Source organism: Streptacidiphilus jiangxiensis (genome assembly GCF_900109465.1).
In the GTDB taxonomy this organism is placed as follows: domain Bacteria; phylum Actinomycetota; class Actinomycetes; order Streptomycetales; family Streptomycetaceae; genus Streptacidiphilus; species Streptacidiphilus jiangxiensis.
In genome coordinates, this window is sequence record NZ_FOAZ01000028.1 from 24,501 (window position 1) to 50,849 (window position 26,349).

At 73.9% G+C, this 26,349-nt stretch carries 26 protein-coding genes and 1 pseudogene; 15 read left to right on the forward strand and 12 right to left on the reverse strand.

The window, feature by feature from the left end; translation table 11 throughout:
- The first annotated feature begins 12 nt into the window (after positions 1-12).
- On the forward strand, positions 13-1,740 hold the full coding sequence (locus tag BMY61_RS36915) for a SpoIIE family protein phosphatase (protein WP_161791340.1): 1,728 nt from the start codon (positions 13-15) through the stop codon (positions 1,738-1,740).
- Positions 1,741-1,818: 78 nt separating this feature from the next.
- Here BMY61_RS36915 and BMY61_RS36920 read toward each other — a convergent pair whose 3' ends face one another.
- Positions 1,819-2,859, reverse strand: a complete 1,041-nt coding sequence (locus BMY61_RS36920; protein WP_042457241.1) for a saccharopine dehydrogenase family protein — start codon at positions 2,857-2,859, stop codon at positions 1,819-1,821.
- Positions 2,860-2,969: 110 nt separating this feature from the next.
- On the opposite strand from BMY61_RS36920, the gene BMY61_RS36925 reads away from it, so the two are divergent.
- Both BMY61_RS36925 and BMY61_RS36930 read left to right on the forward strand, forming a co-directional pair.
- Positions 2,970-3,920, forward strand: coding sequence for a helix-turn-helix domain-containing protein (locus tag BMY61_RS36925; protein ID WP_201777639.1), 951 nt, complete (start codon positions 2,970-2,972; stop codon positions 3,918-3,920).
- Between the two features lie 113 nt (positions 3,921-4,033).
- Positions 4,034-4,804: a thioredoxin domain-containing protein gene (locus BMY61_RS36930; RefSeq protein ID WP_042457247.1), complete on the forward strand. Its 771-nt coding sequence runs from the start codon at positions 4,034-4,036 to the stop codon at positions 4,802-4,804.
- 4 nt (positions 4,805-4,808) lie between these two features.
- Here the strand turns inward: BMY61_RS36930 and BMY61_RS46745 are convergent, their stop codons facing one another.
- The 3 genes from BMY61_RS46745 to BMY61_RS36940 are packed head-to-tail and all read right to left on the reverse strand — an operon-like array spanning position 4,809 to position 6,623.
- The gene (locus tag BMY61_RS46745; RefSeq protein ID WP_169791890.1) at positions 4,809-4,970 is read right to left on the reverse strand and encodes a hypothetical protein; all 162 of its coding nucleotides are present in this window, start codon (positions 4,968-4,970) and stop codon (positions 4,809-4,811) included.
- A gap of 29 nt (positions 4,971-4,999) precedes the next feature.
- Complete coding sequence (locus BMY61_RS36935) at positions 5,000-5,389, reverse strand: DUF302 domain-containing protein (protein WP_042457250.1); 390 nt, start codon at positions 5,387-5,389, stop codon at positions 5,000-5,002.
- A gap of 28 nt (positions 5,390-5,417) precedes the next feature.
- Positions 5,418-6,623 (reverse strand): alpha/beta hydrolase, encoded by a 1,206-nt coding sequence (locus tag BMY61_RS36940; protein ID WP_042457260.1) that lies wholly within the window; start codon positions 6,621-6,623, stop codon positions 5,418-5,420.
- A gap of 82 nt (positions 6,624-6,705) precedes the next feature.
- Between BMY61_RS36940 and BMY61_RS36945 the strand changes: the two genes are divergently transcribed.
- The 5 genes from BMY61_RS36945 (at position 6,706) to BMY61_RS36965 (ending at position 14,908) form a co-directional block, all read left to right on the forward strand.
- Positions 6,706-7,707 carry a helix-turn-helix domain-containing protein gene (locus BMY61_RS36945; protein ID WP_042457263.1) on the forward strand — a complete coding sequence of 334 codons (1,002 nt, stop codon included), beginning with the start codon at positions 6,706-6,708 and terminating at the stop codon, positions 7,705-7,707.
- 42 nt (positions 7,708-7,749) lie between these two features.
- Complete coding sequence (locus BMY61_RS36950; protein WP_042457266.1) at positions 7,750-10,800, forward strand: alpha-mannosidase; 3,051 nt, start codon at positions 7,750-7,752, stop codon at positions 10,798-10,800.
- A 124-nt stretch (positions 10,801-10,924) separates the two neighbouring features.
- The gene (locus BMY61_RS36955) at positions 10,925-11,344 is read left to right on the forward strand and encodes a TOBE domain-containing protein (protein ID WP_042457270.1); all 420 of its coding nucleotides are present in this window, start codon (positions 10,925-10,927) and stop codon (positions 11,342-11,344) included.
- Between the two features lie 136 nt (positions 11,345-11,480).
- Positions 11,481-13,919, forward strand: coding sequence for an RICIN domain-containing protein (locus BMY61_RS36960; protein WP_042457273.1), 2,439 nt, complete (start codon positions 11,481-11,483; stop codon positions 13,917-13,919).
- 128 nt (positions 13,920-14,047) lie between these two features.
- Positions 14,048-14,908 (forward strand): patatin-like phospholipase family protein, encoded by an 861-nt coding sequence (locus BMY61_RS36965; RefSeq protein WP_042457275.1) that lies wholly within the window; start codon positions 14,048-14,050, stop codon positions 14,906-14,908.
- 11 nt (positions 14,909-14,919) lie between these two features.
- Here BMY61_RS36965 and BMY61_RS36970 read toward each other — a convergent pair whose 3' ends face one another.
- On the reverse strand, positions 14,920-15,369 hold the full coding sequence (locus BMY61_RS36970) for a hypothetical protein (protein WP_042457278.1): 450 nt from the start codon (positions 15,367-15,369) through the stop codon (positions 14,920-14,922).
- Positions 15,370-15,491: 122 nt separating this feature from the next.
- A complete protein-coding gene (locus BMY61_RS36975; protein WP_075004207.1) occupies positions 15,492-16,166 on the reverse strand; it encodes a peptidoglycan-binding domain-containing protein in 675 nt (224 codons plus the stop codon).
- A 165-nt stretch (positions 16,167-16,331) separates the two neighbouring features.
- Here BMY61_RS36975 and BMY61_RS36980 point away from each other — a divergent pair, with 165 nt between their 5' ends.
- From BMY61_RS36980 to BMY61_RS36995, 4 genes are read left to right on the forward strand one after another with little or no spacing between them, the layout of a single operon-like run.
- Positions 16,332-17,018, forward strand: a complete 687-nt coding sequence (locus BMY61_RS36980) for a TetR/AcrR family transcriptional regulator (RefSeq protein ID WP_042457289.1) — start codon at positions 16,332-16,334, stop codon at positions 17,016-17,018.
- On the forward strand, positions 17,008-18,681 hold the full coding sequence (locus tag BMY61_RS36985) for an FAD-binding dehydrogenase (protein WP_042457292.1): 1,674 nt from the start codon (positions 17,008-17,010) through the stop codon (positions 18,679-18,681). Before BMY61_RS36980 ends, BMY61_RS36985 begins: the two co-directional genes overlap by 11 nt.
- Before the next feature lie 45 nt (positions 18,682-18,726).
- Positions 18,727-19,233 carry a GNAT family N-acetyltransferase gene (locus tag BMY61_RS36990; protein WP_042457295.1) on the forward strand — a complete coding sequence of 169 codons (507 nt, stop codon included), beginning with the start codon at positions 18,727-18,729 and terminating at the stop codon, positions 19,231-19,233.
- A 47-nt stretch (positions 19,234-19,280) separates the two neighbouring features.
- Entirely contained in the window at positions 19,281-19,715 is a 435-nt protein-coding gene (locus BMY61_RS36995; protein WP_042457298.1) for a DUF6234 family protein, read from the forward strand.
- Between the two features lie 4 nt (positions 19,716-19,719).
- Here the strand turns inward: BMY61_RS36995 and BMY61_RS37000 are convergent, their stop codons facing one another.
- Positions 19,720-22,218, reverse strand: coding sequence for an ATP-binding protein (locus BMY61_RS37000; RefSeq protein WP_052439353.1), 2,499 nt, complete (start codon positions 22,216-22,218; stop codon positions 19,720-19,722).
- A 167-nt stretch (positions 22,219-22,385) separates the two neighbouring features.
- Positions 22,386-22,931: a GNAT family N-acetyltransferase gene (locus BMY61_RS37005; protein WP_042457300.1), complete on the reverse strand. Its 546-nt coding sequence runs from the start codon at positions 22,929-22,931 to the stop codon at positions 22,386-22,388.
- A gap of 86 nt (positions 22,932-23,017) precedes the next feature.
- Between BMY61_RS37005 and BMY61_RS37010 the strand changes: the two genes are divergently transcribed.
- The 3 genes and pseudogenes from BMY61_RS37010 (at position 23,018) to BMY61_RS48105 (ending at position 24,517) form a co-directional block, all read left to right on the forward strand.
- The gene (locus BMY61_RS37010; protein ID WP_082015537.1) at positions 23,018-23,716 is read left to right on the forward strand and encodes a TetR/AcrR family transcriptional regulator; all 699 of its coding nucleotides are present in this window, start codon (positions 23,018-23,020) and stop codon (positions 23,714-23,716) included.
- Between the two features lie 113 nt (positions 23,717-23,829).
- Positions 23,830-24,108 (forward strand): annotated as a pseudogene (locus BMY61_RS48100) (DUF2254 family protein); the annotation flags it as partial.
- Positions 24,109-24,181: 73 nt separating this feature from the next.
- Entirely contained in the window at positions 24,182-24,517 is a 336-nt protein-coding gene (locus tag BMY61_RS48105) for a DUF2254 domain-containing protein (RefSeq protein WP_052439359.1), read from the forward strand.
- On the opposite strand, the gene BMY61_RS37020 is transcribed toward BMY61_RS48105, so the two are convergent.
- The 4 genes from BMY61_RS37020 to BMY61_RS46750 form a co-directional block, all read right to left on the reverse strand.
- Positions 24,510-25,367: a helix-turn-helix transcriptional regulator gene (locus tag BMY61_RS37020; protein WP_042457303.1), complete on the reverse strand. Its 858-nt coding sequence runs from the start codon at positions 25,365-25,367 to the stop codon at positions 24,510-24,512. The genes BMY61_RS48105 and BMY61_RS37020 overlap by 8 nt on opposite strands.
- A 124-nt stretch (positions 25,368-25,491) precedes the next feature.
- Entirely contained in the window at positions 25,492-25,695 is a 204-nt protein-coding gene (locus tag BMY61_RS37025) for a hypothetical protein (protein ID WP_042457306.1), read from the reverse strand.
- A gap of 107 nt (positions 25,696-25,802) precedes the next feature.
- Entirely contained in the window at positions 25,803-26,060 is a 258-nt protein-coding gene (locus BMY61_RS37030) for a hypothetical protein (protein WP_042457308.1), read from the reverse strand.
- Positions 26,061-26,091: 31 nt separating this feature from the next.
- Complete coding sequence (locus tag BMY61_RS46750) at positions 26,092-26,247, reverse strand: hypothetical protein (RefSeq protein WP_169791889.1); 156 nt, start codon at positions 26,245-26,247, stop codon at positions 26,092-26,094.
- Between the last annotated feature and the right edge of the window lie 102 nt (positions 26,248-26,349).

Sequence of the window (26,349 nt, forward strand, 5' to 3'; positions counted from 1 at the left end):
GAGGAGACGCCGTTGTCCCTGCCCGACTCCGTCCGGGCGGCGCGCGCCGGGGCGTTCCGCTGGGACCTGGCCGACGGTGCCATCCACTGGGACCAGGCCGTCTGCGACCTCGTCGGCGTGGCGCCGGACGACTTCGACGGCCGCGCCGACGCCTTCTTCTCCGCCCTGCACGCCTCCGACGCGGCCCGCCTGGCGGCGGCCACCGCCGAGGTGCTGGAACGCGGTGGCCGCTACCGCAACCACTACCGCATCGCCCGCCGGGACGGCGGCGAGCGCCTGATCGAGGAGCGGGGCGAGGTCGTCCTCGGCCCCGACGGGCGCCCCGCCCGGGTGATCGGCCTGCTGCTCGACCGCACCGACGACGGCCCCGACCCCGGCTACGCCGCCAACGCCACGGCCTCCCTGGAGACCGCCGGCCGCGCGCAGAGGGTCCCTGCCCGCCTGCACCCCGTCGCCCCGGTCGACGCGCCGCCCGCGCAGTCGTCCGACTCCTTCCTGCTGACCATCACCCGCGCGCTCTCCCGGGCCACCACGGCCGTCGACATCATGCGCGTGCTCACCGACATCGCCCGGCCCGCGCTCAACGCCGAGACGCTGCTCATCCACCTGACCCCCGACGGCAACCTGGCCGGCATCGGCCGGCGTCCCCTGCACGAGCCACAGCCGGAGTCCTTGCACCCGCTGCGGCCTGCGGCGGCCGCGGTGATGCGACGGGCGGTGGAGCAGGAACAGCCGGTCTTCGTCGAGGGCGTCTCCGCGCCGCCCCCGCCCGGCGAGCGGCCGCTGGTCCGGTCCTGGGCGGTGCTGCCGCTGATCGCCGCGGGCGAGAGGATCGGCGGCTGCATCGTCGGCTACCACGGCGTGCGGCGCTTCGACGAGCAGCAGCGCGCGACGTTCACCGCGCTCGGCGGCATCGTCGCCCAGGCGCTGGGCCGCGCCCTGCTCTTCGACGCGGAACACCAGCGCGCCACGGAGCTGCAGCGCGTGATGCTGCCGCGCCGCGTGCCCGCCGTCCCCGACCACACCGTGGCCACCCGGTACCGGCCCGGCACGGCGGGCATGGAGGTCGGCGGCGACTGGTACGAGGTGCTGGAGCTGGAGCCGGACGGGCAGGGCCCGCGCGTCGGCCTGGTGATCGGCGACGTCCAGGGCCACAGCGCGCACGCCTCCGGCGTGATGGGCCAGCTGCGGGTGGCGCTGCGCGCCTTCGCCCGCGAGGGCCACGACCCCGCGGTGGTGCTGGAACGCACCGGCCGCCTGCTGGCGGAGCTGGACACCGGTCTCTTCGCGACCTGCTGCTACGCGACGCTGGACACGGCCACCGGCCGACTCCTCGCCGCCCGCGCGGGCCACCCCCTGCCGGTCCTCACGGACGCGGCGGGCACCCCGCGTGAGCTCGACCTCCCCGGCGGCCCGCCCCTCGGCATCGACCCGACGGCGTCGTACCCGCTGTCGGAGCACCGGCTGTCGCCGGGCGACACCCTGCTGCTCTACACCGACGGCCTGATCGAGGACCGCGCCGAGCACTACGACAACTCGGTCCGCCGCCTGCTCGGCCTACTGGCCTCCCATGCCCCGGCCCGCCCCCTGGAGTCCTTGGCCGACGCCCTCGTGGACGCCCGGCCTCACTCCTCCCCCGCCCGCGACGACCTCGCCCTGTTGCTGGTCCGCCGGGACGGCGGCCGGGGGCGCGAGGAACTGCGCGAGAAACCACCCGAGGCGGATGGCCCTGCGCGCTGAGGACCATCTGCTCGTCAGTGGCTTGTCGCGCAGTTCTCCGCGCCCCTGGAGGTGGCAACTACCTGCGGGAGCGAACACTCAGGCGTTCGTCTCCAGCGTGAGGTAGCTCCCCAGCGCGCGCAGGAAGTCCGCGGCGTCGAAGGCCGCGCCCGCGGAGGCCACGCCGGAGGCGAGCACGCGGCCGGCGAGGACGCGGGCGACCGCCTCGACCGCGAGCGGGGCGCTGATGGCGTAGATGTCCTGGCCCGAGGCGACCGCGCGGCGCTCGACCCCGCCCGCGCGGACGCGGACGTCGACGACGAAGGTCTGCGCCGAACGGCCGCGCTCGTCCACCGGGGTCGGCGCCTCGGCGCCCGACGCGAGATCGGCCGCCGCGACAGCGGTCATGTGGCTGCGCACCTCGGAGACGGTCAGGTGAGTGGGGACGGTGACGACATCCGCCATGGTGAACTCGGCGATGACCTTCTGCGGCCCGAGCGGCTCCGGGAAGTCCCACTCCGACGTCGGCAGCGCCTCGTCGTGGTGCACCAGGCGTCCGCCGGTGAAGCGGATCCGGCGCCCGCCGCGCCGCTCCGCCGAGACCGCGCCGGCGGCGAGCGTGCCGGCGGTGGGGTGCCAGCTGCTGAGGCCGTAGGCGATGTCCACCTCGTCGGCCGCCGTCCAGTCGCCCATGGCGGTGGTGACCAGCAGGTCGCCGAGGCCGCCGAAGAAGGCCATGGCCGGGACCACGGGGACGCCCGCCGCTCGGGCCGGTTCCGCGTACTGCTCGAAGGTGTCGAGGTTGGCCTCCAGCTCGGCGGCCACGTCGACGTAGGGGATCCGGGCGCGCAGTGCCGCCTCGATGACCGGGCCCGCGGTCGAGGCGAACGGACCGGCGCAGTTGACCACGGCCGCGGCGCCCGCGAACGCGCGGTCGAGGGCGTCCGGGTCGTCGACGGACGCGGGGCGTGCCTCCAGGCCCGGCCACTGCGCCGCGAGCGCCCGCAGCTTCGCCTCGTCGCGGCCGACGAGCAGCGGAACGAAGCCGCGCTCGCGCAGCTCCGCCACCACGAACCGCCCGGTGTGCCCGTAGGCACCGAACACTGCGACCGTCCGCCCCTGAACCGAACCCGAACCCATGACCCGCTCCCCTGTCGTGCTTGATCGGTGGTGACCCACTGCCACGATCCTGTCGCGGACCGCCCGCCGGGACTAGTGTCCGGAACGACATGACCCGTACACTTCCGGACATGACCTCGACCCGCCCGCACACCGTCGCGCTCGCCGCGACCGACGGGATGCTGCACTTCGAACTGGCGCTGGCCACCGAGGTGTTCGGCTCACGGCCGGACGCCGTGCCGGGCCCCTGGTACGAGGTGGCGATCTGCGGCCCGCGCGCCGTCCGGGTCGGGCGGTTCCTGGTCGAGCCCGACGCCGGCCTCGACCGGCTGGCCCGGGCGGACACCGTGATCGTCCCGGCGCTGGCCGACGTCGACCAGGACCCGCCCGCTGATCTGGTCGCCGCGGTGCGCGCGGCACACGCGGCGGGCGCGCGGGTGGTCTCGCTCTGCACGGGCGTCTTCGCCCTGGCCGCCGCCGGGCTGCTGGACGGGCTGCGCGCCACCACACACTGGGCCCACACCGAGGCGCTGGCGGCGCGGTACCCGCTCGTGACGGTCGACCCGGACGTGCTCTACGTCGACAACGGGCGCGTCCTGAGCTCCGCCGGGAAGGCGGCGGCGATGGACCTGTGCCTGCACCTGGTCCGGCTGGACCGCGGCTCGGCGGTGGCGAACGCCGTCGCCCGCCGTCTGGTGGTGCCGCCCCACCGCGCGGGCGGCCAGGCGCAGTTCGTCGCCACACCGGTGCCCGCACAGGACGGCGACGCGCTGGCCGAGCTGATCCCGTGGGTGATGGCGCGGCTGGACCAGCCGCTGACGGTCGAGGACCTGGCCCGCCACGCCCATATGAGCTCCCGTCACCTGGCCCGCCAGTTCCGCGCGGTGACCGGCACCACGCCGCTCCAGTGGCTGCTGACGCAGCGGATCCGGCGCGCCCAGGAGCTGTTGGAGACGACGGACGACAGCGTCGACGCCGTCGCCTCGGCCACCGGCATGGGCACCGGTACCACCCTGCGCCGCCACTTCCACCGCACCCTCGGCGTCCCACCGGACACCTACCGGCGCACCTTCCGCACCTGAGCGCAGAGCCTGGACCTCGGTGACGCGGATCGGGACCTTCGCCCCTCCGGGCGGGTGCGCGGACCTGCCTACGGTGGGGAGATCCCCGACCGTCGACAGACAGGACCACGCACATGGCCCCCGGCACGAGCACCCGCACGAATCACCGGCGTCGCCGCAACGCCGTGGTGGCCGGTGCCGTGGTGGCGGCGCTGCTGGCGGGCAGCGGGGTGGCCTGGGCGATCGCCGCCAAGGGCTCGGAGGCCTCGGAGGGATCGGACTCGGCGAGCACGGCCGTCGAAGGCCCGCTCGTCGTGCCGGCGCACGCGACGGGCAAGGACGGCACGGTGATCACCTACGGCAGGGCCGACGCGCCGAACACCGTCTCGGTCCACGAGGACATGCGCTGCCCGTTCTGCGAGAAGTTCGAGACCGCGCTCGGGCCGACACTCACCGCGATGGCGGACCAGGGCAAGCTCAAGATCGAGTTCCGTATGGCCGCGTTCCTCGACAAGAACCTCGGCGGCAAGGGCTCGAAGACCGCGCTGGCCGCGCTCGGCGCCGCGCTCAACGAGAGCCCGCAGAAGTTCAAGCAGTACCACGACGTGCTGTACCGGGCGCAGCCGGAGAAGGAGACGACGGACACCTACGGCTCCACCGCCAATCTGCTCGAACTGGCGAACAAGGTCGACGGCCTGCGCACCCCTGCCTTCAACAAGGCGGTCAAGGAGGGTACTTACCTGCCGTGGGCGCAGAAGGTCGCCGACGCCTTCTACGAGGGCGATGTGACCGGCACGCCCACGGTCGAGGTCAACGGCACGAAGATCGGTGTGATCGGCCAGGACCGCGAGGCGATCGCGGTGGCGGACTTCACCGCGCAGGTCGACGCCGCGCTCAAGAAGTAGGGCCTCAGCGACCGAAGGGCCACCAGCCCTTGCGGGCCGGCTTCGGCTCGGACGCACAGGTGCACCGCTGGGCGGCGGGGACGCCCGACAGGACCTGGTCGACGTGCTGGCCGCAGCCGGCGTAGGTGTACTTCTGGCAGCGGCGGCAGGTGACGCGACGGCACATGGTGGCTCTGCTCCTCGGTGGGGTGGGGTTCAGACGAGCGCGGCGAGCGCCGCGTCGAGGCGGGTGGTGGCCTCCTCAGCGACGGCCCGCAGGCCCTCGGCGTCGGAGAGGCGGACCATCATGCCCGAGTCGACCGCCTGCACCAGGACGTGCTCGTCCTCGCGCCGCACCACGACGTTGCACGGCAGCAGCAGCCCGAGGTTGCGGTCGGCGGAGACCGCCGCGTAGGCGAGCGCCGGGTTGCAGGCGCCGAGGATCAGGTAGTCCTCCAGCTCCTCGCCGAGCTTGGCCTTCATGGTGGCGGTGAGGTCGATCTCGGTGATCACACCGAAGCCCTGCGTGGCGAGCGCCTCCCGGACCGCCGAGACGGCGGCCGGGAAGTCGGTGGTGTCGATCCGGACAGTGCGGTCGTAGCTCATGCCCTCCACTATACCCCCAGGGGTAATTTCACGTGGCCAGGTGTCGAGCCAGGAAGCGCCGCACCGCCCGCCGCACCTCCGGCACCGAGACCTCCGGCGCGACCGCGCCGACCAGCCCGGACCGGGCCGCCGCCGTGACCAGGCCATCGGCCTGGAGCTGCGGGACCATCGCCGCGAGGTCGGTGAACACGTAGTGGTTCGCCTGCGCGAACTGCGCCCGGCGCGCCCGCGGCCCCGAGCGGCCGAGCAGCGCCGACCAGGAGACGTCCAGCTGCGCGCGGAAGGAGGCGCCGTCGGTGCCGAGCAGCAGCAGCGGGCGGTCCGTGCCGTCGGCCGCGACGGGGAACAGCGGCCCGTCGGCGTAGTCGAGAAAGCCCTCCAGATTGACGGCCGCCCGCACCCGCCGGTCGTCGTGGAGCAGCTCGGCGACGGCGCTGCCGCCCGCCGAGTGGCCGTAGGCGGCGACCCGCCGCAGGTCCAGGGTCTCGGCGAGACCGTCGGGCAGCGGCAGCGGCAGCGACGGCGCCACGGCGAGCTGGTCGAGGACGAAGCGCAGGTCCGCGATCCGGGTGTCGATCATGGTGCGGTACTGGGACGGGTCGTTGCGCGGGTCGCCGCGGAACACCGTCCTGCGCACGAGGGAGGTGCGGAAGGCGGTCGTGGCGGGGAACTGGACCGCCGCCGCGTCGCCCGGATGGTCGACGGAGACGACCACGGCGCCGTGGCTCGCCAGCTCCTCGGCCAGGGTGGTGCCGAGGCCGCGCGGATCGCCGCCGGCGGGGCTGTGCAGCAGCACCGGGCGTCGTCCGGGCAGCACCGGCGCGTCGGGGTAGGAGTGGGAGACGGTCGCGGCCCAGTCCACTCCGGAGGACGGCAGTCCCTGCTCGCTGCCCTGCGGGGCGAGGGCGCCGAAGACCGTGGCGACCTGGGACGGCAGTTGCGGCGCCGGGCCCGTCCCGCCGATGGCGACGGCGGGGTAGTAGAGCGTCAGCATCAGCTCCCGGACGGGAAACTTGGCCGGGTTCCACGGGTCGGGCCGGGAGTCGTCGACGAGGTAGAGCTCGTGCCGCCCGACGGGGTGCGGCCCGGTCGGCGCCGGGAGGGTCAGCGTGACGCCGGACGCGTCGGCGGCCGAGGCGGAGGCCCTGGTGGGTGTGCCCAGCAGCAGGGCGGCCGAGCCCAGCAGGGACGAGGCGATGACGGTGCGTCGGTTCAGGACGCGCTCAGTGATCATGTCCGCATCCTGACCTCGGCGTCCGTGCGCGGGCGATCCTTTAGGCTCGGGCCTCAAGGATGGCGGCGAGCCGGGAGGGGCCATGCTCCGGATCCACTTCACCCCGGCCGACCTCGCCCGCGTCTCCGTCGCGCCGAGGCCGGCGCCCGCGCAGGAGCTGAACGTCGCGCTGACGCTGGCGTGCCGTCCGGACGGCGGGGTGCTCCACGGCACCTGGCGCCGTCGCGCGCTGCGCGGCCTGACCCGGGCCGCGCGTCCGCTGGCCGAGCTGGTGCCGGCCGGTCGCGCACCGGGGTTCCTCGACAGCACCGCCGACTCGCTGCCGCAGGCGCTGGACCGGCTGCGCGCCACCCCGCCGGTCGTCGTCCGTGGCGAGCTCGAGCGCGTCTACGCCCCCGTCCGCACCCCGGCGCCCGCCTGGATCCACGACCTGAGCCGGGGCGAGGACGCCGCATGGCGGACGCTCGCCCACGCGCAGCGGGCCGCGTTCGCCGCACTGCTGGAGCCGGTCTGGGAGCAGGTGCGCGACCTGCACCACGCCGAGTTCGTCCGGCGGGCCGTGCAGCTTGCCGAGGGCGGGGTCGGCGCGGTGCTGGCGGGTCTCGTGCCGGGCGCCCGGCTGGAGGGCACGGTGTGGACGCTGCCGCAGGACGCGCCCCGCGAGGTCCGGCTCGACGGGCGCGGGCTGCTGCTCCTGCCGACCTTCCACGGATCCGGTGGCGGCGTGCTGCTCAGCGACCTGCCCGCACTGCCGGACCGCCCGGTGGTGGTCACCTATCCGGCCGGTCCGGGTCTGCCGCCGCGGGCGGACGGCGCGACGGGCGCCGAGGCGCTCGGCCGCGTGCTCGGCGGCACGCGGACGGAACTGCTGCACCTGCTCGGCGAGCAGCGGACCACCTCCGACCTGGCCCGGGAGCTGCGGGTCAGCGCGGCGACGGTCTCCGCGCACACGGCGGCGCTGCGCGGCGCGGGGCTGATCGCCACCGTCCGGGCCGGCAAGGCCGTGCTGCACCGACGCACCGCACTGGGCGGCCTGCTGCTCCGCGGCGGCGCGAGCGGGTATGACGGAGACGGCACGTCCTGACCACCCCCGGTGAAGCGCCGGGATCCGACGGGAGTCACCGCCATGCACGACGACCGCTCCACCGTCGAACGCCGCCTGCACCGGGTGCTGCGCGAGCGGATCGAACCCGCCGTCCACGGGGCCTCGGTGCCGCTGCGGGTCGCCCGCTGGGACGCGCCGGGCGAGCCGGTACCCGTCGCCGAGGGGCTGGCCGCCGCGTTCGAGGAGTGCCCGGGGGACGCGGCATGGGGGCCCGCGTGGGGCACGACGTGGTTCCGGGTGCGCGGAGAGGTCCCGGCCGGATGGGCCGGGCGGGCGGTGGAGGCGCGGCTCGACCTGGGCTTCGACCCGAACCTGCCGGGCTTCCAGTGCGAGGGCCTGGCTTACCGCTCCGACGGCACGCCGGTGAAGGGCCTGAACCCGCGCACGCCCTGGGTCCGCATCAGCGACGCGGCGCACGGCGGGGAGGCCGTGGAGCTGTACGTCGAGGCCGCCGCCAACCCGGTGCTGATCGCCCACTCCCCTACCCACCAGGGCGACCGGCTCACCAGTGACCGGGCGCCGCAGTACCGGCTCGCCCGGATGGAGCTGGCGGTCCTGGAACGGGAGGTCTGGGAGCTGGTGCAGGACCTGGAGGTGCTCGGGCAGCTGATGGAGCAGCTCTCGACGCAGGAGGCCCGCCGTTTCGACCTGTTGCGCGCGATCGAGCGCTGCCTCGACGCGCTCGACCTCGCGGACGTGGCGGGCACGGCCGCCGGGGCGCGGGCGGAACTGGCCCCGGCGCTCGCCTCGCCCGCGCACGCCTCCGCGCACAGGCTGAGCGCGGTCGGGCACGCGCACATCGACACCGCCTGGTTGTGGCCGCAGCGCGAGACGGTCCGCAAGGTCGCGCGGACCTGCGCGAACGTCGTGGAGCTGATGGACTCCCATCCGGGTTTCGTCTTCGCCATGTCCCAGGCGCAGCAGCTGGCCTGGCTCAAGGAGCACCGTCCGGAGGTGTTCGCGCGCGTCGCGGACGCCGTCGGCGCCGGGAGGTTCGTCCCGGTCGGCGGGATGTGGGTGGAGTCGGACACCAACATGGTCGGAGGTGAGGCGATGGCCCGTCAGTTCGTCTACGGCAAGAGGTTCTTCCTGGAGGAGTTCGGCATCGAGACGCGGGAGGTGTGGCTGCCCGACTCGTTCGGCTACTCCGCCGCGCTGCCGCAGCTGGTGCAACTGGCCGGCAATCGTTGGTTCCTCACCCAGAAGATCTCCTGGAGCCAGTCCAACCGCTTTCCGCACCACACCTTCTGGTGGGAGGGCATCGACGGCACCCGGGTGTTCACGCACTTCCCGCCCGTCGACACCTACAACAGCGACCTGAGCGGCGGGCAGCTGGCCCACGCCGCGAGCAACTACCGCGAGAAGGGCCGTGGTTCGCGCTCGCTCGTGCCGTTCGGCTGGGGTGACGGCGGGGGCGGCCCCACGCGGGAGATGCTGGCCCGGGCCGAGCGCCTGCGCGACCTGGAGGGCTCCCCACGCCTGACCGTCGAGGCGCCCGCGGCCTTCTTCGCGGCAGCCGAGGCCGAGTACCCGGACGCGCCGGTCTGGGTCGGTGAACTCTATCTGGAGCTGCACCGGGGCACCTACACCTCGCAGGCCGGGACCAAGCAGGGCAACCGCCGCGCCGAGTCGCTGCTGCACGAGGCGGAGTTGTGGTCCGCGACGGCGGCGCTGCGCGTCCCCGGCTTCGCCTACCCGTACGAGGAGCTGGAGCAGCTCTGGAAGACGACACTGCTGCACCAGTTCCACGACATCCTGCCGGGCAGCTCCATCGCCTGGGTCCACCGCGAGGCGCGGGAGACGTACGCGCGCGTCCACGCCGAGTTGGACGCGGTGACCGCCGCCGCGCAGACGGCCCTCGCCGGCGACACGGACGACGGCTCGGACGGCGGCACGCTGCTGTTCAACGGCGCCCCGCACGCCCGTGACGGCGTCGCGGCCGGTGGTGCGGCGCCCCTGCCGGACCCCGGCCCCGCCGTCACGTCCCAGGCGGACGCGTCGGGCGGCTTCGTCCTGGACAACGGCGTGCTGCGGGTCGTGATCGATGCGCGCGGCCTGGTCGTGTCGGTGCACGACCGCGCGACCGACCGCGAGACGCTCGCACCCGGCGGCGCCGCGAACCTGCTCCAGCTGCACCCCGACTTCCCGACCATGTGGGACGCCTGGGACATCGACGAGTTCTACCGCCACAAGGTCACCGACCTGGTCGACGTCGACGCGCTGGACGCGCGCCCGGGCGAGAAGGGCGAGGCGGTGGTCACCGTGGAGCGCCGCTTCGGCGCCGCCTCCCGGGTCCGGCAGACGGTGACGCTGCATCCCGGGGCGCGCGAGCTGGACTTCGAGACGGAGATCGACTGGCACGAGTCGGAGCAACTGCTCAAGGCCGCCTTCCCCCTGGACGTCAAGGCCGACGTCTCCGAGGCCGAGACCCAGTTCGGCCACGTGGCGCGGCCCACCCACCGCAACACCTCTTGGGAGGCGGCGAAGTTCGAGATCTGCGCGCACCGGTGGATCCGGGTGGCCGAACCCGGTTTCGGTGTCGCGATCGCCAACGACTCCACCTACGGCCACGACGTCACCCGCGACGTCCGCACCGACGGCGGGCAGACCACCACCGTCCGCCTCTCCCTGCTGCGCGCCCCGCGCTACCCGGATCCGGAGACCGACCAGGGCGTGCACCTGCTGCGCTACCGGCTGGTGCCGGGCGCCACCACGGCCGACGCCGTCCGCGCGGGTCACGCCCTCAACCTGCCCGTGCGGCGGGTCCCGGGGCGTGGCCAGGTCCGCCCGCTGGTCACCGTCGACGGCGAGGCGGTGGTGGTGGAGACCGTCAAGCTCGCCGACGACCGCAGCGGCGACGTGGTGGTCCGCCTGTACGAGTGCCTGGGCGGCCGCGCGGCCACCACCCTGCACCCCGGCTTCCCTCCCGCCGGGCCGGTCGTCGAGACCGACCTGCTGGAACGCCCGCTCGCCGGAGCCCCGGAGCACGTCCTCGACGCGGACGGCGGCCTCCCGCTGCGACTGCGTCCCTTCCAGATCCTGACCCTGCGGCTACGGCCCGACGCGCGGTAGTCGCACCGCGCTGGTTCACCCGGGTGGTCCGCAGGCGACGCGGACCGCCATCGGGGGCGGCCCGGAGCGTACGTGACTAGCGTGGCAGCTGAGCCGACTCCCCTCACCGTCTGCGAGGTCCGCCATGAGCCTGAGCATCCGCAACCAGCTGCCCGGAACGGTCACGTCCGTCACCGCCGGCCCCGCCATGGCGACCGTCCAGGCCCGCCTGGCGGGCGGCCAGACCATCACCGCGGCGATCACCACCGACGCGGCCACGGACCTCGGCCTGAAGCCCGGCACCGCTGTCCACGCCGTCGTCAAGGCCACCGAGGTCTCCCTGGCCACCGGCCCGGTCGAGGGCCTCAGCATCCGCAACCAGCTCCCGGGCACGGTCACCTCGGTCACCCCGGGCGCGGCGATGGCCTCGGTCAAGGTCGCCATCGACGGCGGCGAGCTGACGGCCGCGATCACCGAGCAGGCGGCCTCCGAGCTGGCCCTGGCACCCGGCACGCCGGTGACCGCTTTGGTCAAGGCGACGGACGTGTCGCTGTCCTCGGACTGAGTTCGCAAAGCAGAGCGAAGGCTATTGACGGGTCATCAGCAACTGCCTACTGTCACCTTTCGTCGGTATCAGTTGCTTTCTGTTTGATCAGCGCGCGTCTCCCCGTTTCTTCCTGTTGGATTCGGAGGCACCGCCCATGCCGTCCCGTCACCGGCCGCGCCCGTTCCGCCTGGGCTCCGCCCTGCTCGCCCTGCTGCTCGCACTCCTGCTCGCCCAACTGCCCGGCAGTGCCCGGGCGGCGACGACCACGACCGCCGTCACCGTCGACGGCACCGCCACCGGTCGGACCTTCGACGGTGTCGGCGCCATCTCCGGTGGCGGCGGGAACTCCCGCCTGCTCGCCGACTACCCCGAACCCCAGCGCAGCCAGATCCTGGACTACCTGTTCAAGCCCGGCTACGGCGCCGCCCTGCAGATCCTCAAGGTCGAGATCGGCGGGGACACCAACTCCACCGACGGTTCCGAGCTCAGCCACGAGCACACCCGCGGCGTCGTCGACTGCAACGCCGGCTACGAGTGGTGGCTGATGGAGCAGGCCAAGGCCCGCAACCCCGGCATCAAGGTCTACGGCCTCGCCTGGGGCGCACCGGGCTGGGTCGGCGGCGGGAACTTCTGGTCGCAGGACATGGTCGACTACCTGATCTCCTGGCTCGGCTGTGCCAAGTCCCACGGTCTGACCATCGACTACCTCGGCGGCTGGAACGAACGCGGTTTCAACGCGGGCTGGTACGAGAACCTGCATGCGGCACTCGCGGCCAACGGCTACGCCACCAAGGTCGTCGGCGCCGACAGCGACTGGTCCATCGCGACGAGCATGCGGTCCGACTCCGCGCTGAACTCCGCCGTCGACGTCATCGGCGCGCACTACCCGTGCAGTTACATGTCGGCGATGACGACCTGCTCCAGCAGTGCGGACGCGCAGGCCACCGGCAAGCAGCTGTGGGCCAGCGAGAACGGCTCGGAGGACTTCGACACCGGCGGCGCACCCATCGCCCGGGCGATCAACCGCGGCTACCTGGACGCGAAGATGAGCGCGTTCATCAACTGGCCGCTGGTGGCCTCGATCTACCAGAACCTGCCCTACAACACGATGGGCCTGATGACGGCCACCCAGCCCTGGTCCGGGCACTACCAGGTCGGCCAGAGCCTGTGGGCGGTCGCGCAGACGACCCAGTTCACGGCGCCCGGCTGGCAGTACCTCGACAGCGGCAGCGGCTACCTGGGCGGCAACCGCGCCAACGGCAGCTACGTCAGCTACCGCTCGCCGGACAAGTCCGCGTGGAGCACCGTCGTCGAGACCCTCGACGCCACCGCCGCGCAGACGGTGACCTTCCAGGTCAAGGGCGGCCTGCCGGGCGGTGCCCTGCACGTGTGGTCCAGCGACTTCGGCTCCACCAACCAGGGCTCCTACCTGGTCAAGGGCACGGACCTGACCGCGAGCGGCGGGGTCTACACGCTCACGCTCCAACCGAACCACGTCTACACCGTCACCACCACGACCGGCCAGGGCGCGGGCACCGCCGTCTCGCCGAGCCGGTCCGTGCTGCCGCTCCCCTACAGCGCGCCGATCGCCGCGACCGCGACCGGCACCGAGGTCCCGTACCTGTCGGCGATCAACGGGGCCTTCCAGGCCGAACCGTGCGCGGGCGGCCGGTCCGGCAGCTGCGTGCAGCAGATGGCGACGACCGCGCCGATCGCCTGGGACAACGCCAGTGACCCGTACGCGGTGACCGGCGACCTGTCCTGGTCCGACTACACCGTCTCCGTCGACACGCTGCTCCAACAGTCCGGCTCCGCCGTCCTGTTGGGTCGGGTCGGCCTGCAGAAGGGCTTCTCCCCGGCCGACGTCGACGCCTACCAGCTGAAACTGTCGGACACCGGGGCCTGGTCGCTTGCGCGCAACAGCTCCGGCGGCACCCTGACCACCCTCGCCTCCGGCTCCGTCACCGCGCCGGGCACGGGCAGTTGGCACAACCTCGCGCTGACCTTCGCGGGCAGCACCGTCACCGCCGCGATCGACGGCACCCGGGTCGGGGGCGCGGTCACCGACGCGAACTACGGCTCGGGCCAAATCGGCGTCGGCACCTCCGGCTGGATCGGTGCGCAGTTCGCCAACCTGAACGTCACACCGGGCGCGGCCACCGACCTGTCCGGCACCTATGTGCTCGTCGACGCCAACAGCGGCCAGGCCATGGACGCCAAGGGCCAGGGCACGACCGACGGCACGCCGATCATCCAGTGGGGACGCAACGGCGGCGCCAACCAGGAGTGGACACTCGCTCCCGCCGGCGGCGGCTACTACACCGTGACCGGCGTCGGCAGCGGCAAGGCACTGGACGTGCCGAACGCGAGCTCGGTGGAGGCCACCGGGCTGGAGCTGTGGACGGCGAACGGCGGCACCAACCAGCAGTGGCTGATCGCCCCCGCAGGCAACGGGAACTACACCCTGGAGAGCCGCTCCGACGCCGAACTCGCGGACGTCAACGGCGGATCGCTCACGGCGGGCGCGACGGTGCTGCAGTGGCCGCTGAACGGCGGCACGAACCAGCAGTGGCAGCTGGTCAAGGTCGGCTGACCCGGCCGCCACGAACGTCCGTCCCCTCCCGGCCACGGCAGCAGCCGGGAGGGGACGGGCTTCTCAACTGCTCCCCCTGGCCGTATCTTCGGCTCCCGGACTGCGCGACGGCGAGAAGGAGCGGACGCATGGCTGACGGGACCGCGCTGAGCGGGCGCGCCCTGGTCCTGGGCGGTGGCGGGCTGACCGGCATCGGCTGGGAGTGCGGCGTCCTGGCCGGCCTGGCCGAGGCGGGCCTCGACCTCGGCGCGGACGCGGACCTGGTCGTCGGCACCTCGGCCGGCTCCGTGGTCGGCGCACAGCTCGCCTCCGGCCTGATCGGCGCGCGCGAGCTGTACGAGCGGCAGCTCCTGCACGTCCCCGGCGAGACGGGCGACCGCCTCGGCGCCGCCGTCCTCGCCCGCTACGCATGGGGCGTGCTGCGGTCCCGTGACGCGGAGACCTTCGGCGCCCGCATGGGCGCGTTGGCGCTCGCCGCCCCGCCGTCCGGCGCCTCCGCCCACCGCGAGGTGCTCGCGGAACGCCTGCTCAGCCACGCCTGGCCGGAACGCCGCCTGGTCGTCACCGCCGTCGACGCGCACAGCGGCGTGCGCGCCGCGTTCGACCGCGACGGCGAGGTCGACCTGCTGGACGCCGTCGCCGCCAGCTGCGCTGTCCCGGGCGTGTGGCCGCCGATCAGCGCGGCCGGACGGCACTGGATCGACGGCGGGATCCGCTCCGCCACCAACGCCGACCTGGCCGCCGGGTACGCGAGCGTGGTCGTCGTCGCGCCCATCGCCGCCGGCGGCGGCCCGATCCCCAGCGCCCGCAGCCAGGCCGCGCGCCTGGCCGCGGCGGGCGCGCGAGTCACCCTGATCACCCCCGACCGCGCGGCGCGGCGCGCCTTCGGCCGCAACGTCCTCGACCCCGCCCGCCGCGCCCCCGCCGCGCGCGCCGGACTGGCCCAGGCCGCAGCCCACGTCGCGGAGGTCGCGGCCGTGTGGCGGTGAGGCCCCGGACGTCAGTACTCCTGGGTGAGGTAGCGGGCGCAGGAGCCCCGCAAGTACAGCTCCAGCTCCTCGCCCACGATCCCCTCGTACCTGGCGGCGTACTCGGCGATCAGGCGCATCTGGTGGATGACGCCGCCCTCCAGGGCCCACAGCCGTGATTGGCCGGGCGGCGGCGCCCCGGGGCCGATCTGCTCCGCCACGAAGAGGGCCATCGGCCCGGGCTCCAGCCGCGCCAGCTCCTGCGGGTAGGCGCGCTGCAGACGCTCCAGGTACCCCTGCACCGTGGCCACGCTCTCCTGACCGGAGAACGGGCGTTCCACCACGTTGCGGAAGAACGCGTTGAGCACGCCGACGAACGCGGGCCCGGCGAGCGCGATGTCCTTCTCGAACTCCCGTGCCTGCCGCCCCTCCACGATGACGGCGCGAAGGACGCGGTGTGCCCGGCTGACGGACTCGTCCATGAACTGCCTCCCTTCGATCACCCGGTGCCGAACGGCGACCGGACGTTCCTGATCGTGGGGGTGGGACGGAAGCGAGGCCAGGTCAGCCCACCGGCCATCGGTGACCGGTCGTGTGCGAGCCGTCAGTTGCCGGGGTCGAGCGCGGCGCGGCTCGCCGGGCCGTACACGCCGGCCGGATCGCCGGTGATGCCCCGGTCCTGCTGAAGCTGCGTCACCCCGCGGGTGGTGGCCGTGTCGTAGACGCCGGTGACCGAGACGTAGGTGAACCCCTGCTGGAACAGCAGCTGTTGCAGCCGGGCGACGGCCGGGCCGCTGTCGCCGGGGCGCAGCGTACCGTCCGTCGCGGCGGGCGACGCGCTCGCCGCAGGGGTGGCGGACGCCGGAACGGACGCGGCGGCGGAGGTGGGCACCGCCGGAGCGTGCGAGTGCGCCGCGCCCGGACTCGCACTCCCCCGCGGACGTGTCGCAGGAGCCGACGTCCCGGCCCCGCCCGTCGTGGGCAGCGCCGCCCGGGCCGCCTGTGGCGTGCCGCCGGCACTCGGAGTCCTGCCGTCCGACGTCGCCACGACCAGCACACCCACGGCGGCGACGGCCGCCAGCACCAGGGCCGCCGTCAGCGCGGCGGAGCGACGGCGGCCACGGCGGGCCTCGCGCTGCGCGCCGCGCCCGTCGGCGGAGGCCGGAACGGGCGGCAGGTCGCGCTGCGTCGGCCACGGCTCGGGCGGGTCGGCGGGCCCGTCCGCCGCACCGGTCAGGGCGGCGACATAGGGGCGGACAAGTTCGGGCTGGGGCTCCATGGGTCGCAGATCATACGGATATCCGCCCCCTTGTGCCGGTGCCGTTCTCCCTGTGCACGGACGACCGGTATCCTGCCGCGCCCTCTCGACGACCGGGTGCTTCGTTGATACATTCCCGTATCGGATACATCGATGTATCGAAACGCGAGCGGGAGGAGCACCCGGATGCCGCCGACCGGCCAGGTGCGGGTCACCCGCCGACGAGCCGAGACCCGGGCGCGACTGCTGGAGGCCGCCTTCGAGGTCTTCGCGGCCGAGGGCTTCGGCCACAGCACCATCGAGGCCGTCTGCGACCGGGCCGGCTACACGCGCGGCGCGTTCTACTCCAACTTCAAGGACCTCGACGAGCTCTTCTTCGCGCTCTACGACGACCGCTCCGCGGTCATCGCCGGTCAGCTCGGCGAGGCCCTCGCCGCGACGGGGGCAGTGGCGGAGGCGGCCGACGCGACGCTCGCCGAGCTCACCGCCCGGGTGACCGGCGTGCTGCTGCTCGACCGCGACTGGCTGCTGGTGAAGACCGAGTTCCTGCTGCACGCCGCCCGACGACCCGACGTCGCCCGCGCGCTCGCGGACCACCGGGCCGTCCTGCACGGGGCCGTCGCCCAACGGCTGAGCGAACTGGCAAGCCGGAACCGCCCCTTGCCGCCCGCTCTCGCCGACGCCGACTCGGCCGCGCACGCGGTCATCGCGCTCTACGACGGCGTCACCGTCCAACTCCTGCTCGACGGCGACGTGGACGCCGCCCGCGCCTGGCTCGGCCGGCTGATCACCGCCCTGCTCTCGTCCGCAGACACCGCCACCCCCACAGAGGCGACCACCCCCCACCCCGAGGAGTCCACCCATGGACGCTGACGTCATCATCGTCGGAGCCGGCCTGGCCGGGCTCACCGCCGCGCACGAACTCACCTCCCGGGGACGCAGGGTGGCCCTGGTCGACCAGGAGAACGCGGCCAACCTGGGCGGCCAGGCGTTCTGGTCCTTCGGCGGGCTGTTCCTGGTCGACTCCCCCGAGCAGCGCCGTCTCGGCGTCAAGGACTCCTTCGAGCTGGCCTGGGGCGACTGGCAGGGCAGCGCGCAGTTCGACCGCCTCGACGACGAGGACGCCTGGGGGGCTCGCTGGGCCCGTGCCTACGTCGAGTTCGCGGCGGGCGAGAAGCGCAGCTGGCTGGGCGGCCACGGCATCACCTTCCTGCCCACCGTCGGCTGGGCCGAGCGCGGCGACCTGCGTGCCGAGGGCCACGGCAACTCCGTCCCGCGCTTCCACGTCGCCTGGGGCACCGGCACCGGCGTCGTCGAACCGTTCGTCCGCCACGCCCAGCAGGCGGCGGCGAGCGGGCTGCTGACCTTCCATCACCGTCGCCGCGTGGACGAGATCGTGACGACCGACGGCGTGGTGACGGGCGTGCGCGGGCGGGTTCTCGCTCCCGACAGCGCGGCACGCGGCGTCTCCTCCAGCCGCGAGGAGGTCGGCGACTTCGAGCTCACCGCCCAGGCGGTCGTCGTGACCTCCGGCGGCATCGGAGCCAACCACGAGCTGGTGCGCCGCTTCTGGCCCGAGACGATGGGCACCGCGCCGGCGAACATGGTGACGGGCGTGCCCGCCTACGTGGACGGCCGGATGCTGGGCATCACCGAACAGGCCGGTGCGCGGCTGGTCAACCGCGACCGGATGTGGCACTACACCGAGGGCGTGCAGAACTGGAGCCCGATCTGGCCCGGCCACGGCATCCGCATCCTGCCCGGCCCGTCCTCCATGTGGTTCGACGCGCTCGGCCGCCGCCTGCCCTCGCCCTACCTGCCCGGCTACGACACCCTCGGCACGCTGCGCCACCTGCGCACCACGCCGGACCTGGCCGGGCACGACCACTCCTGGTTCATCCTCACCCAGCGGATGATCGAGAAGGAGTTCGCGCTCTCCGGCTCCGAGCAGAACCCGGACATCACCGCGAAGGACCGCCGCGCGTTCCTGCGCGAACGCCTGCTCGGCAAGGGCGCTCCCGCACCGGTCGAGGCGTTCAAGCAGCGCGGCGCGGACTTCGTCGTCGCGGGCGAACTGGAGGAGCTGGTCCGGCGGATGAACGCGCTGACCGAGAAGCCGCTGCTGGACGCCGCGCTGATCCGCCGTCAGATCGAGTCCCGGGACCTGCAGGTGGCCAACCCGTTCAGCAAGGACGCGCAGGTGCAGGGCATCCGCAACTCCCGCCGCTACCTCGGCGACCGCCTCGGCCGCACCGCGACGCCGCACCGCGTGCTCGACCCGGCGGCCGGACCGCTGATCGGCGTCAAGCTGCACACGCTGACGCGCAAGACCCTCGGCGGTATTCAGACCGACCTCTCCTCCCGCGCGCTCGGCGCGGACGGCGCACCCGTCCCCGGCCTCTACGCGGCCGGCGAGGTGGCGGGCTTCGGCGGCGGCGGCGTCCACGGCTACAACGCCCTCGAGGGCACCTTCCTCGGCGGCTGCCTCTTCTCCGGCCGCGCCGCCGGCCGCGCGGCGGCGGACGCGACGGGGTGAAATCACGTTGCCCCGGGCGGAGCCGGGTGGGTAGCGTCGCCGTCCATGATCCCCACCCTGCGCACCGAACGCCTGCTGCTCGACCCGTACGTCCCTGAGGACGAGGAGGGCTTCGTCGCCCTGTTCCAGGATGCGAACGTGTCGCAGTGGATGGACGGCGGCCCTGCCTCGGAGGAGGAGGACCGGGCACTCTTCGGGCGGATCTTCACCAAGGTCTATGCCCAGAGCCTGTTCGAGGTCTGGGCCGTGCGCAGGGACGGCGTACTGGTCGGGCACGCCGAGATCAAGCCGTCCGACGTGGTCGGGGGTCACGAGATCGTCTACGCGCTGGCCCCGGCCGCGTGGGGGTCGGGCCTGGGCACGGAGTTGGCCCGCGCTCTCGTCGACCACGGCTTCGGCACCCTCGGGCTCACCGAGGTCCACGCCACCGTGGCCGCGCCGAACAGCGCCTCACTCAAGCTGCTGGCCAGGATCGGGTTCGAGCACGTCCGGGACGTCACGGAGGACGACGGCAGCACCACCCGCGTGCTGACCCGTCACGCGACGACCTGAGTACGCGTACTCATGCTCAGTCGGTCTCACCCGGGCAGGGTGAGGCCGTGACCGACCTGCCCACTGATCCTGTCCCCGACCGTCGCTGGCCTCGGCGCGGTCTGGCCCCCGTGGCCCCGGACATCGCCCTCGGCTTCGCGCTGCTCGTGCTCGACGCGATGGCCTACCTGTGGCAGGAAGTCAGATACGACGTGGTCGGGTGGGCCGGCGGCGTGCCGAGGGCCACACTCGACGCGGACCAGCTCACCGGCATCGCTTTCATGGAGCACCTGGTGATCGCCGTCCTCGTCGTCGCCGGGCTCGCGCTGCTGCTTCGTGCTCCGTGGACGCTCGCCTCCCAGGGGCTGGCCGCGGTGGCGCTGCTGCTCCTCCTGTCGGTGGCGCAGAAGGACTACGCCGACAGCCACCCCGCCCCCACGCCCACACCGAGCATCGTGGTCGCGCCCTGCTACAGCGGAAGCCACGGACCGACCTGCCGTTGAGCGGCTACCCCAGCCGGTCCAGGCGTTCCAGCCGGGCGCGGACGCCCTCCGCGTCGCGGTGTTGGAGGTGGTCGAGGATGGCGAGGCTCTGCGTCCAGGAGTGCCTGGCCGCCTCGGGGTCGCCCAGGGCCAGGTGGGTGTCACCGATGTGGGTGTGGATCTCCGCCTGGAGGAAGTAGTCACCGACCGTCCGCCGCAGCCGCAGCGACTCCTCGTAGGCGGGCAACGCCTCCTGGTACTCACCGAGTTGGTGGTGGATGTAGCCGATGCTGTCGAGGATGGACGACTGCCCGGGGAGATTGCCGCAGGCCCGGGAGAGCTCCAGGGCGCGCCGGCAGTACGGCAGGGCCTCGCGCGGCTCGCCGAGGACCGTCAGGTACCAGCCGACGGTGTTGAGCGCCAGCGCCTGCCCGTCGGCGTCCTCGATCCGCTCGAACAGCGCCAGCGCCTCCCGCCCCTCGGCGACCGCTTCGACGTAGGCGTGCTCCTCGCCGTAGGTGATGGCGATGTCGAGCTGCGTCCTGCCCTGCCGAGGCAGGTCGCCGAGCGAGGCGAACAGGTCGAGGGCGCGGCGCAGTTCGGCGTGGGCCTCGGGCTGGCGGCCCTGGGAGCGGTGCACCTGGCCGAGCCAGCGGTGCGCGTGGGCGCGTCCGGCGGGATCGTCGGCGCGCTCGGCGGCGGCCAGGGCGGTCTCACTGACCTGCTGCCACTGCTGCCACAGGCCGGACTTGAGCAGGTAGGAGACCTGGGTGCCGGCCAGGCGCCAGGTGTGGTCGTCAAAGCCGTCCTGGTGGGCCCGGGTGACGACGCGTTCGAGGACGGGCTGCTCCTCCCGGTACCAGTCCAGGGCCTGCTGCCGTTCCTCCAGCGCCTCGGGCACCACTCCGACGGCGGGCTGCGCCAGGGCCGGCGCGGACCAGGAGGCGTCGGCGGCGTAGGCGAGTGAGCCGGCGCGGCGGGCGGTGTGCAGGTAGTGGTCGAGGATCCGCAGCGTCCCCTCGGCCCGCTCTGGCGCGGGGTCGAGCGCCGCCGCCTGCTCGGCCGCGTAGGCGCGCAGCAGGTCGTGGAAGGTGTACCGGTCGCGGTCGGCGGTGGCGATGAGGTGCGCGTGGTGGAGCTCGTCCAGCAGGCGCCGGGTCTCGGCGAGCGGCAGACCGGCCAGGCTCGCGGCGGCGGCCGTCCCGATGTGCGGGCCCGGGTGCAGGCCGAGCAGCCGGAACAGGCGGGCGGCCCGCGCGTCCAGGGCCTGGTAGGACCAGGAGAGCACCGCGCGGACGTCCGCGTGGGCGTCGCCGGTCGACAGCGCGTCCAGGCGCTCGCGGGTGTCGCGCAGTTCGTGCGCCCAGACCCGCAGTGGCGTGCCGGGGTGTCCGGCGGCGCGGGCGGCGGCGATGTTCAGGGCGAGCGGCAGGCGGGCGCAGAGCTCGATCAGCTCGTCGGCCGCGTCCGGCTCGCCCAGGACGGTCTCGCTGCCCAGGCGGCGGGCGAGGAGTTCGCGTGCCTCCTCCTGGGAGAGCACGTCGAGAGCGAGCGGGACGGCGCCGTCGAGGGCGACCAGGCCCGGCATCCGGTTGCGGCTGGTGACCAGCACCAGGCAGCTGTCGGAGCCGGGCAGCAGCGGGCGGACCTGCGCCGCCTCGCGGGCGTTGTCGAGGACGACGAGCGTCCGGGTGCCCGCCAGACGGCTGCGGAAGAGCGCGAGGCGCCCCTCCGGATCGGCGGGTATGCGCCCGGGTGGGACGCCGAGCGCCTCCAGGAAGCCGCGGGCGACCGTGGCGGCCTCCAGCGGCGGGCCGGCCGGGTCGAAGCCGCGCAGGTTGGCGAAGAGCTGCCCGTCGGGGAAGCGGTGCGCCACCCGGTGGGCGAAGTGCACGGCCAGCGACGTCTTGCCGACCCCGGCGGTGCCCGCGATGGCCGAGATCACGACCGCGCCGCAGTCGGGGATCCGGTCCCCGAGCAGCGCGTCGAGCTCCTTGAGCTCGCGCAGGCGGCCGGTGAAGTGCCGGACGGCGGCGGGGAGTTGCCGCGGCACCACGGCGTCGGCAGCCACCGCGGCGCCCCCCTCGGCGGCACCGCCCTCGGGCGGGACGGACCGCGACGCGTCGACGGCGGCTGGGGCCGGCTCCTGGACGGAGGCGGGCGACAGCGCCTCAGCGGACGCGGACGTCGGCACATCAGCGGGCGCAGGCACGGCTGTCGGCCGCGAGCGCCGCTCGTCGCGGGCCTGGGCGATCAGCTCCCAGCGGGCGCGCCACCGCGCCACCTCCGCGGCACTCGCGCCGCAGGCGCGGACGAAGGCGAGGCAGACCTCCAGCCGCGGGAGTTCGGGGCGCCGTGGGTTCAGCGCGTCGGACAGGGTGCTGCGCGCGACGCCGCTGCGCCGCTGCAGCTCCTGCAGCGAGGGGCTGCCCACTCGCACCTTCAGCGCGCGCAGGTCGTGGATGTACCCGGCGACATCGTCGACCGGATCACTCGCCCCCGCCCCTGGCGATGCCTCCGTCATGGCGCTCCCCCTGCCCGAACCGTTTCGTGCCCCGCCCCCGCCCTGGTCATTGTCGCCGACACGTCACGCTTTGCCGACCGCCACCCGGCGGGGGTCACAAAAGATCTTGGCGCCCACACGGAGGGCATGACGGGGCCGGGACGGGCCGGGGCCGGGTCGGGGCGGCGTCAGTGGCCGGGCCACTCCGAGGCCAGCAGCGACCAGATCTCCATGTCGTGCCGGACTCCCCGGTAGGGGTAGTGCTCCCGCAGGGTGCCGTCGAGCGTCATGCCGACCCGCTGTGCGACCGCGCGGCTGCGCTCGTTGACGGTGCTGTTCCACCACTCGACGCGCTGCATGCCGCGCTCCTCGAACGCGTACGCGAGCAGCCGCCGCACCGCGGCGGTGACCAGGCCGCGCCCCTGACCGGCCGGTTCGGACCAGACGCCGATCTCACAGGTGCCCGTGGCCGCGTCGAAGTGGACGAACATGCAGCCGCCCACCAGGACGCCGCCCCACCAGATGCCGTAGATCCGGCCGGTGTCGCGGGCCTGACGGTCGGCGTAGCCCTGGAGGGTCGCACGGGCCGACTCCAGGTCGGTGCTGCGGGTGGCGAAGGGGATGAACGCGTCGATCCCGGCCCGGCCCCGGTCGATGTTCGCGAGGAACTCCTCCGCCTGCCACGGTTCCAGCGGGCGCAGTTCGGCGTCGGGGGCGAGCGGGACGGCGTACATGGGCGGTCCTGATCCTGGGAGTCGATGGGACGGTGGGACGATGGCCTGATCGTACATAACAAGCGTTCGGTATGTACGCTGGCGCCATGACTCCCGCCCGTGGCGACCACGAAGCCCGCCGCGCCGAGGTCTCCGCGGCCGTCTGGCGCGTCCTGACCGCACGCGGCTTCGCCGGACTCACGCTGCGCGCGGTCGCCGGGGAGCTGGGCGCGACGACGGGTCTGCTCACCCACTACTTCCCCAGCAAGCGGGCACTGCTGCGCTACGCGCTCGACCTCCTCGACGAGGCACACGCGGCCCGGGACCGCCCGCACGCCGAGGCGGCCGGCCCCGACGCCGAGGGCCTCACCGCGCTGCGCGCGGCGCTGCTGGACGTGCTGCCGCTGACCCCCGAGAGCACGGCGGGCAGCCGGATCTGGGTCAGCTCCTGGGACGCCGCCCTCACCGACCCCGAACTCGCGGGCGACCACGCCGCCCGCTACCAACGCTCCCGCGAGCGCATCGCCGCGTTCGCCCGCGACGCCCAGCAGCGGGGCGAACTCCGCACGGACCGCGGCGCCGAGGACCTGGCGGCGGCGGCCCAGGGCTTCGTCCTCGGGTTGGTGGTGCAAGCGCTGTTCGCCCCGGAGCAGTTCCCGCCGCAACGTCAGCGCGCGCTCCTGGACGACTACCTCACCGATCTGGCCGCCCCGGTCGAGAACGCGGCAGTCGCGGCCCCGGGCCTCGACGTGGCCCAGGGCCTCACCCGGTCGACGGCGCCTCTCCGCAGGCGCACCACCTCATGATCGCCTAGCGTGCTGTCCACGATGAGTCGGGACAGCACGCGTCAGGACTGGCGGAACAACCGGCGGAGGCTGCGTCAGCGCAGGGTCTGGAGCCTGCCGCTGGCGCTGCTGGCATGGGCGCTGTTCCTCTCCGCACCGGCCAGGTGCTGCTGGCCTGGAACGAACCGCGCCTGCGACGTCTCGCCGCCCGCTGGGACGTCGGCCTGGAGCTCTGCGCACACCCCGGCGACTTCCTCGCGCTGCGCAGCACGCTCTTCCTCGTCCACGGCGCCGCGCCAGGCCTCGACCGGGCGCGGGCGACCAGGGAACTGAGACGCTGCCTGCTCTTCGCCGAGTGCTACAGCCCCGAGGCCGACCCGACGGGCGCACTGCGCACACTGACCGACGTGGCGCTCAAGGCGCTCTCCCCCGCGATCAACGACCCGGCTCGGGCGGTGCAGGCGCTGGACCACGGAAGACCTGCTGGTGCTGCTGATCCCGCTGGCCCCGGTCCGCGGCGGACTCGCCGGGGACGACCGGCTCTGCTTCCCGACGCGCTGCTGGGCCGACTACGTCAGCGCCGGCACCGACGAGATCCGCCACTACGCCGCCGACAGCATGCAGGTGCTGCGCCGACTGCGCGCCCTGTACGAGCGGCTGGCCTGGCTCTGCGACGCCGGGCAGCGCGACGCGCTGAGCGTCCGCCTGGAGGCGATGGACCGGCACGCCTCCGCGCACTGGACCCAGCCGCTGGACCGGGCCCTGGTTCGCCGGCCGGACGCCCAGGGCCTCGGCTCCGAGCTCGGCACCGATCTCAGCTGAGCCGTGCCTCCGCGCCGTTCAGGTCCTGCAGCCCGACGACCCGCAGCAGGTCCAGCCGCTCGGCGGTGTCGCTGCCGGGCTCGGCGGTGTAGACGAGCAGCCGCTGCTCGCCGCCGTCGTTGACCAGCACCTCGCAGTGCAGCTCCAGCAGGCCGACGACGGGGTGCACGATCCGCTTCACGTCACTGCGCCGCTGCGCGACGTCGTGATCGGCCCAGTACTCGGCGAACTCCGGCGACCGCTCCAACAGCTCCGCGACCAGGCGCTCGGCGCGCCGGTCCTCGGGGCGCGCCGCCGCGACGGAACGCAGGTGGGCGACGTGCGAGCGACCGATCCGCTCGCGATCCTCGGCGAGGATCCGCTCCCGGCTCTCCGGCTCGGTGAACCATCGGCGTACGAGGTTGCGGTCCCCGGCCGGACGCGTGCCGGTGTCGCCCCACAGCGCTCGGGCCATCGGGTTCTGCACCAGCACGTCGCCGAGTTCCGAGATCACCGAGGCGGGGGTGTCCCAGAGCCGGTCCAGGATCAACAGCAGCCCTGGGCGGACGTGGTCGGCCACCGCACGGTGGGCGGGCGGCTGCTGGCCCGACAGGTGGAACAGGTGGTCCCGCTCGTCGTCGCCCAGGCGCAGCGCGCGGGCGAGCGCGGCCAGCAACTGCGGAGAGGGACGCGGACCGCGCTGCTGCTCCAGGCGCGTGTAGTAGTCCACGGACATGCCGGCGAGGGTGGCGACCTCCTCCCGGCGCAGACCCGGCGTGCGACGCCGAGCCCCGTCAGGCAGGCCCACGTCGGAGGTGCGCAGACGCTCCCGGCTGCGGCGGAGGAAGTCGGCGAGCGCGGTGCGGTCCACTGGGCGGTCCATACCCCCAGCTTGCCCGCCCGGGCGCGGCGTAGCCAGGGACCGTTGATCCCTGGCTACGCCGCCCGGCGCACGGCCGCTACGCGGTCGTGGCGGACATGATCACGTCGGTGACTCAGTTCGGGCCGTTCTGCAGGGTGTCGGCCGAGATCATGACGTCACCGGTCGGAACCGGGCTGTAGATCCAGCTCGCCGGCTTGGCCAGGCCGCCGACGAGGTCGCCCGGATCCCCGCTGAACCCGGTGGCCGGGATGGCCGCGGTCGCGGCGATCGTGGCGGCGACGAGGAGCTTGACCGCTCCGCCGGTCATGTCGGGCATGGTGATTCCCCCTTGGTCGGCCCGCCCCCGTGACAGGCCGTCCGTTCGATGCTCCCAGGGGCCCGTCGACGCCGACAAGACCGCGCCGGAGCCGCCCGGGAAGGGGCTCAGAACGGCCAGAAGGCGCCGTGGCTGGTCAGCACGGAGGCGACCAGCACGGCGAGGTCGGCGACGCCGAGGGCGAGACCGAGGCCGGCGCGGACCGGGCGGCTGGTGCGGCGGCGGAGGGAGAGGGCGGCCAGGGCGATCGCGCACGGGCCGAGAACGAGGTTGAAGACGAGCAGGCCGAGCAGGCCCAGGATGAACGACGCCACGGCCATCTGGTCGGCGTCGTAGGCACGTTGACGCTGCGCGAGGGTGTCCACGGGAGGGGCTCCTGGTGGTGGTCGGTGCTGGTCAGTGCTGCTTGCGACGGGCGAGGCCCTCGCGGACGCCGAAGGCGCCCAGCCAGGCGGCGATCGCCAGGGCGGCGGCGACGAGGACGGTCGTGCTGGTGTGGAACGCCGCGCCCATCAGCAGGCCGAGGGCGACGAGGGCGAGCAGGAGACTCACGGTGAGGCTCTTCTCTGGATTTCTGGATCTCCGGCAGGAACGAACGTGAACTTTCAGCGAACAGTTGTGATGACAACTGTTCGCTGACTCCTCCACCCTACG